Below are 7,176 nucleotides of genomic sequence, written 5' to 3' on the forward strand. Positions count from 1 at the left end.
CTCCGGCGTGACAGGCCGGCATTCTAACCAACTGAACTACCGGTCCGCATACTTTTACACGATAATGGTGGGTGATGACGGGATCGAACCGCCGACCCTCTGCTTGTAAGGCAGATGCTCTCCCAGCTGAGCTAATCACCCCTCTCATCGATCGAGTGAGGCGCATTCTACAGCAAACACTCCCCCTGTCAAACACTGATGGGAAGTTTTTTACATTTTCTTTAAAAAAAAGCTATAACACTGATTTTGTTCATTTTTTATACAGAAATAAAGCCTGATACCCGACCGAAATACCAGCCGCAAAGCACAGAGCTAGGAACACGCTGTACACCACCGCCACAGCTGATTACCATTGGCGCAAATTTGGCGGGAGCAAACCGCAAATACGCCAATCACCACCTTAAATAGACCGATCAAATTTCTGGAGCCACCCGTGGAAATATACAAAGACTTCACCTTTGAAGCAGCCCACTTTCTCCCCAACGTCCCCGAAGGCCACAAATGTGGCCGACTTCATGGCCACAGCTTTTTGATTCGCCTCTATATTAGCGGCGATATAGATCCGCACACTGGGTGGTTAATGGACTTCTCCGAACTAAAGCAGATATTCAAGCCCATCTATGAGCGGCTGGATCACTACTACTTAAACGACATCCCCGGCCTCGAAAACCCCACCAGTGAAAACTTAGCCATTTGGATATGGCAACAATTGAAACCTATTTTAGCTGCACTAAGTCAGGTCGAAGTGCGCGAAACCTGCACCAGCGGATGCGTTTACCGGGGTGAATAAATTTTCAGCTTGCACCAACGTCGCACAAAAAATAGGGCAAGTGACCTTATAAGGGAAAATACGTAACACGTTACATTACTTAACTCTTGACGTAACACTTATTCACAGATAGGCACACGCACCCATAAATTCATCACTTAGCTAATAATTTTTAATACATATATTTCAAAACAATCATAAGTCATTGTATTTAATAGGTATTATTAAAATGACTATTTTTTGAACAATTTGTTAAAGCCCCGATACGCTCTCCCTTTCAAGGCAGAACTTACAAGTTACCCACCAAGTTATCCACAGATACTGTGGACAACCTCGATTCGCCAATTGGCTACCATGCGTTACCAAAGGGAAATCGTTAGAAGTTTGATGGCAACTATTAAATGCAATCTATTTTTCGTTTTATTTTCACGGCATCAGTAAAAATATGCCCGCCCTACTCCAGGCAATTAAGGCACCAGCGAATTTGAAATATTAATGTAGCAATAACGTAATAAATTAGTAGGATTGTCATATTTGTGTAATAAATAGCCCTCACAATAGCCACAGCCCAGTAGGCCGCGTTACTAATCATCAGTTTCGCGCCCCTAAACAGAAGGCAGCATTAATTAACCCATTTTGCATTTGCGGAGAGACATAAATGAAGCGTCTGTTATTACCAGTAAGTATCCTACTCGCCAGTGGCGCCCACTTAGCACACGCTGACCTTAGCGCTAATGGCAACGCTAATGCCTCTGCTCAAAACACCCAGCAAGGACAGCCGACACTAAACCTTTACGTCGATCGCAAGACCAACCAGGTTTTCACCGAGCCTGGCACCAACAGAGTTAAGCTCGGCACGTTTGAGCCAGTAACAGAAGAAGTTAAGCGTTCAAGCAAGGCTCAGCCGAGCACCTCAACGGCATCCAAGGCTGAAGTCACCAATAAAGGCTTAGTGGTCAGCTCTGAAAACGGCGATTTCACCATGAACATCGGAGGACGCATTCACGCAGACAGCACCACCCACATCAATGACGACCTGCTAAAACGCAGTAACGGCAACCCAGCAGAAGCCGTTTCGGGCACGGAGCTTCGTCGCGCGCGATTGGCACTACGAGGCAAATTTAATCGCGATTTCTCTTATAATATTGAGGCAGATTGGGGCGGCAATAGCGTCTCCCTAAAAGACGTGCTTGTGGCATATGACGCCACCCCCAATCTAGAGATTACCGTTGGTAATCAAAAACATTCCGTCAGCATGGAAGTCGAAGAAAGCTCAAACGACATTATGTTTAACGAGCGCTCACTGCTCTCGGCACTCACCCTGCCACATTTTGACCGCGCGATGGGCATCAACGTCAAAACAATGGGACAGGACTGGTCACTCAAAGGTGGCGTCTACGGCGACGCAGTTTCGGCCAGCGGCAACGGCGCCGATGAAGGTGGTGGTTTCGGGGCTAGAGGAACCTTTGCCCCTATTAATGCCCCGGGACAATTACTGCACCTCGGCGCGAGTTTTGGTCTACGTAAGGCCAATGACAACAACAGCCTGAGCAATGGCAAAACACCACGCCTTCGTTATGAAACCAGCAATATGTCTGACCTATATCTCAGCGATACCGGCAGCATTCCAGGGTTTGAGGAGATCCAACTAACTGGGCTTGAGCTCGCAGCTATGCATGGCCGGTTTTCAGCACAAGCTGAATTGGGGCAAGCCGACATCCAGCGCGACGGCGGATCAGACTTGCGCTTTAACGCCCACTATCTCCAGCTTGGCTGGACATTAACAGGGGAAGCACGCAACTATAAAGGTTCAGAGGGCGAATTCAAAATGCTCAAACCCCGCAACAATTTTGATCCGTCGCAAAATCACTGGGGCGCTTGGGAGCTCGCGTTACGACTCGACGAGCTAGACCTCAAAGATGACGATATTCAGGGTGGCGGCCAGCAACGAGTTAGCCTAAATCTAAATTGGTATCTAAACCCCAACCTACGCATACTGTTCGGTTATAGCCGCGCCTACGATGTAGAGTCAGGCCCATTAATTCAAAACAACGGTAGCGAAGCCGATAATGTCGACGTTGTAGCCTTCCGCGCACAAATGGCACTATAAAAAAAGGCGGCCTCATATATGAGGCCGCCTCTGTAGTACTTTCACTTTAAATAAGTCATTCAACTGCAGCGGGCGGAAAAACCCACCCGCTGCAGAGCCCTTCACTCCATAACAAGCGCACCAGTTACGGTATTCACGTCGCTCGACGTAACTACTGTTGCAGCAGCTTTCAAGGCTTCCAAGCGCGTAGCATAAACACCATCGCCAGGAACACCACTGCTCATACCCGCTAGTACCTTCTGCACATCTGCATTCATACCCGCTAAGTACAGCAATTTATGACTACCGGCTGCGTCACTCGCAATGGTTTCAACAGCCAATACCGCAGACACATCCAGAAATGGAACACGGGAAAAATCGAGTATAAGCACTCGTGCACCGACTTCACTGTGCTCCCGCACGTGATGACCAAGATCCGCAGCAGCACCAAAGCTTAGCGGCCCGCTAAATTCGAAGAGCGCGACACGATCGCCGCACTCCGCCAAACACGCTTTTTCCACATCAGAATCAAGATGCTCAGGCGTATTTTTCAGACTGTCGATCTGCAATTGACCGACTTGTTTCACAAATGCCAATGCCGCCAATACCACACCCGCGGCCACTGCGGTAATCAAATCGACAAACACCGTCAGCGATAACACCAACAGCATTAAGGCAAGATCCCAGCGCGGGCCGTGATTTGCGCGCTTAATATAGCTCCAGTCGATAATATCTAAACCAACTTTAACCAAAATACCGGCTAACACCGCCAAAGGAATATTCGAGGCTAGTGGCCCCAAACCAAGCACGATGGCTAGTAGTAATAGCGCGTGAACCATCCCCGACAAACGGGTACGACCACCAGAGCGAATATTCACCACCGTGCGCATGGTTGCACCAGCGCCCGCAATACCACCTATCAAGCCTGCGACGGTATTACCGATGCCTTGACCAATCAGCTCTCGATTACTGTCGTGGCGCTCACGGGTCATATTGTCTGCCACCAAAGAGGTCAGCAAACTGTCTATTGAACCTAGCACTGCCAAAATGAACGCAGCTTCGAGGATCAGCAAGGCTTTACTTTGCTCAAAGACCGGCCAATGAATACTCGGTAGCCCTGACGGAATCTCGCCAAGCACTGGCACATCAAAAAGAAAAAAGGCAATTAAGGTACCCGCAATCAGCGCTGCAAGCGGTCCAGGTAAATATTTACCTGCCCGAGCCGGCCAAAAGAACACCAGCGCTAAAGTGCCCAAACCAAGAGCAAGATTAGCAAAATTGATATCCATCGCCGCATTCGGCAGCTTCGCCAAAGCACCTAGGGGATTTCCTGGCGAATCATGCCCCAATAACGGCCCCAGCTGTAGAATAATAATTATCGCGCCAATCCCCGTCATAAACCCTGAGATTACGGGATAAGGAACTAGCCGGATATATTGGCCAACGCCAAGAAAGCCAAAGGCTATCTGCATTAGTCCCGCCAACATTACCGTGGTAAAAATCAGCGCAGCGTCACCTGACAAGCTGGCAAACAGCCCTGCCAAAACCACCACCATTGGGCCAGTTGGGCCGGAAATTTGCGAATTGGTACCACCAAACAATGCGGCGAAAAAGCCGACTGCAATAGCACCATAGATACCCGCCATCGGCCCCAATCCTGACGCCACGCCTAGCGCCAATGCTAGCGGCAGGGCCACCACCCCAGCGGTAATACCGCCAGCAATATCGCCCCTGATGTTGTCGCGAGCTAACTTCATACTGCCACTCCGTGCTCGGCAAATAAGTGACTGTAAGCCGAGTCCATTAACTCAAACTGTTGGCGCTCGTCGTTGTAGCACTCCACTTCACCACTCGCAATATTGTAAATCCAGCCATGCAGGCGGACTTTCCCACTAGCCAGTTTTGCGGCCACAGCAGCATGGGTGCGCAGATGCTGCAACTGCAGGAGAACATTTTCTTTGGAGACTTCGTCTAAATGACATTTATCAATATGACCATGGCGCTCCTTTACAATCTCGCGCGCCGCACGACAGTGTCCCAACCACTCTTTAACATGCGGTAAATCTTCTAAGGCACTGGGATCAATTGCGCCCTTCATCGCACCACAATCACTATGTCCACATACCACAATGTGTGACACTCCAAGAGCAGCAACAGCGAACTCGATTGACGCAGTAATCCCACCAGTGTGGTTGCTATGAGGCGGCACTACATTGCCAGCATTCCGGCAGATGAACAAATCCCCCGGCTGGGTTTGCGTTAGCATACCCGGATCGATGCGTGAATCTGCACAGGTAATAAATAATACATCCGGATTTTGCCCATTCGCCAATTTGCGAAACGCAGTCTCCTTTCCCGGATAAACCTCATTTTGAAATTTAGCAACACCTTGAATAATATCTTCCACGGGTACTTCCTCGTTAATGAACAAACTGGAATCAATATCAACTTGATTATCCTTTGATAGCTTAATAATAAGGTATAGTATTTGCTGATATCTTATTATTATCAAAGGCAGGCGAAATTGTGGCATCAAAAATAAGCTCACCCAGCATAAAACAACTAAATTATTTTGTTGCGGTAGCAAAACACGCAAACTACCGACGAGCCGCTGAAGAGCTCGGAATGAGTCAGCCCGCCCTCACCAACCAAATAGCGATTCTTGAATCTACGATCAATACTCCGCTCTTTGAGCGCTCCCGAGCAGGCACCATACTCTCTCCTAGCGGCCGAGATTTACTTGACGCAGCACGTCAAGTTTTACTCAGCATGAAAGAATTTGAGGATATGGCCGCGGCCAAGAGCGATGGTCATCAAACAACATATCGCCTCGGTGTACCTCCTACCGTTGGACCGTATTTACTACCACATGTATTACCGGATTTGCATGACCTCCATGTGAATTTGAAGCTATACGTTCGCGAAGCAACCCACCGCGAGTTACAAAAAGATTTGTTAGATGGTGTCTACGACTTAGCTATCGTTCCACTACCGTTGGCCATTCCGCAACTTGCGATGGCCCCACTATTTATTGAACCATTAAAATTTGTGGTCCCCATAAAGCACCCCTTGGCTGGCCAGAAGAATATTACGCCAAGCAAATTACGAGGCGAAAAAATATTAACTCTAGAAAACAAGCATCATTTCCATTTACAGGTACAGGAAATATGTGAACGCTGGGGCGCAGATATTCAGCGGGATTACGAAGGCACCAGTTTAGATACATTGAGACAGATGGTGGTAATGGGAATGGGTGTGGCTTTCTTGCCAGGTTTATATGTACATTCCGAAATGCACAACCCAGAAGCCCTTCACGTTTGCGAGTTACATAATATTTCAATCCTTCGAAAACACGCCTTAGTATGGCGACCGAACTCCCCGAACAGAGTATTCTATCGAGAATTAGCCGCCGATATCCGCGCAATCATAAACCAGCGGCTACCCGGCATTATTGTTACTACGCGCTAACGTTAACTTATGACAAGAGCGCAATAAGGCTATAAAAAGCAATTAATCGCATATTGAAATGTAGATCCATCTCGAACTCAATAATACCTAAGGCCATATATACTTAGCAGCTTAGGCTACAGCACACATAGCCAATAAACAAAACCTCAAGTTCGTTAAAACATAGGCCTGATATTATTCATTGCCGCTGGCCTCCCCGCGCAATAGAACGCATTACTGCGATTTATCATCGTTTGTCTGATTTAGCTATTTGAAATAGACCACCCTGCGAAAAGCCATACGAACAGTAACGTAAAAGGTCGCACAGGCAGGCACGCGTATACATTGCGCATGCACAAGGCTTAGCTACACTTACGCTACAATCGAGTTTATTGTCTCGCCACGCGCTTTCGTGGCACACCCGAAAACATTAAAACTGACCTTGCGCTATCGAATTAAGGTATCTTTAAACTTGCTTAAATCGCGCAAAATATGTCCGTGATCGGTGGAGAATGACAATGCCTATAATATCAAGCGCCTTAAAATATATTCCATTACTGACACTCAGCCTGCTGGCCGCCTGTGATCGAACAGCTCGAAGCACCGTTGACGCCGACGCCTTTGGCAGCTCACCTGCAACGGAGACAACGGCAACGCTAAATAGACAGGTATTGAAATCACTCCCCTTTACTGACAAGCAAGATTTTGACGAGGCAAGACGCGGCCTTATTGCCCAGCCCGATGCTTTAGAAGTCGCTGGCCCAAAGAATACCGTGATATGGGAACCTGCTGCCTACGACTTTATAACAGGTGACGCACCAGCGTCAGTAAACCCCAGCTTGTGGCGTCAGGCGCAACTCAACAATATTCA

5 protein-coding genes, 1 tRNA gene and 1 pseudogene are annotated in these 7,176 nt (G+C 48.1%); 4 read left to right on the forward strand and 3 right to left on the reverse strand.

From position 1 onward, the window contains the following. Nucleotides 1–65: 65 nt before the first annotated feature. Nucleotides 66–141 (reverse strand) — tRNA-Val (locus ABYT30_RS13270). A 292-nt stretch (nucleotides 142–433) separates the two neighbouring features. On the opposite strand from ABYT30_RS13270, the gene queD reads away from it, so the two are divergent. Beyond that, on the forward strand, nucleotides 434–790 hold the full coding sequence (gene queD, locus ABYT30_RS13275) for a 6-carboxytetrahydropterin synthase QueD (protein WP_373081724.1): 357 nt from the start codon (nucleotides 434–436) through the stop codon (nucleotides 788–790). A gap of 637 nt (nucleotides 791–1,427) precedes the next feature. Next, the gene (locus ABYT30_RS13280) at nucleotides 1,428–2,879 is read left to right on the forward strand and encodes an OprO/OprP family phosphate-selective porin (RefSeq protein WP_373096925.1); all 1,452 of its coding nucleotides are present in this window, start codon (nucleotides 1,428–1,430) and stop codon (nucleotides 2,877–2,879) included. A gap of 101 nt (nucleotides 2,880–2,980) precedes the next feature. On the opposite strand, the gene ABYT30_RS13285 is transcribed toward ABYT30_RS13280, so the two are convergent. Together ABYT30_RS13285 and ABYT30_RS13290 are read right to left on the reverse strand one after the other, a co-directional pair. Continuing rightward, complete coding sequence (locus tag ABYT30_RS13285; protein WP_373096927.1) at nucleotides 2,981–4,615, reverse strand: SulP family inorganic anion transporter; 1,635 nt, start codon at nucleotides 4,613–4,615, stop codon at nucleotides 2,981–2,983. Beyond that, nucleotides 4,612–5,391 (reverse strand): carbonic anhydrase, encoded by a 780-nt coding sequence (locus ABYT30_RS13290; protein ID WP_373096928.1) that lies wholly within the window; start codon nucleotides 5,389–5,391, stop codon nucleotides 4,612–4,614. The genes ABYT30_RS13285 and ABYT30_RS13290 overlap by 4 nt, the downstream gene beginning before the upstream one ends. On the opposite strand from ABYT30_RS13290, the gene ABYT30_RS13295 reads away from it, so the two are divergent. Continuing rightward, complete coding sequence (locus ABYT30_RS13295) at nucleotides 5,385–6,326, forward strand: hydrogen peroxide-inducible genes activator (protein ID WP_373081731.1); 942 nt, start codon at nucleotides 5,385–5,387, stop codon at nucleotides 6,324–6,326. The genes ABYT30_RS13290 and ABYT30_RS13295 overlap by 7 nt on opposite strands. Nucleotides 6,327–6,823: 497 nt before the next feature. Beyond that, nucleotides 6,824–7,176, forward strand: a pseudogene (locus ABYT30_RS13300) (MBL fold metallo-hydrolase); the annotation flags it as partial.

It is taken from the genome of Zhongshania sp. (assembly GCF_041623545.1).
GTDB lineage: Bacteria > Pseudomonadota > Gammaproteobacteria > Pseudomonadales > Spongiibacteraceae > Spongiibacter.

Coding starts and splice junctions, on each gene's coding strand:
- ABYT30_RS13280 (WP_373096925.1), top strand. CDS start 1,428: ATGAAGCGTCTGTTATTACCAGTAAGTATCCTACTCGCCAGTGGCGCC.
- ABYT30_RS13290 (WP_373096928.1), bottom strand. CDS start 5,391: ATGCCACAATTTCGCCTGCCTTTGATAATAATAAGATATCAGCAAATA.
- ABYT30_RS13285 (WP_373096927.1), bottom strand. CDS start 4,615: ATGAAGTTAGCTCGCGACAACATCAGGGGCGATATTGCTGGCGGTATT.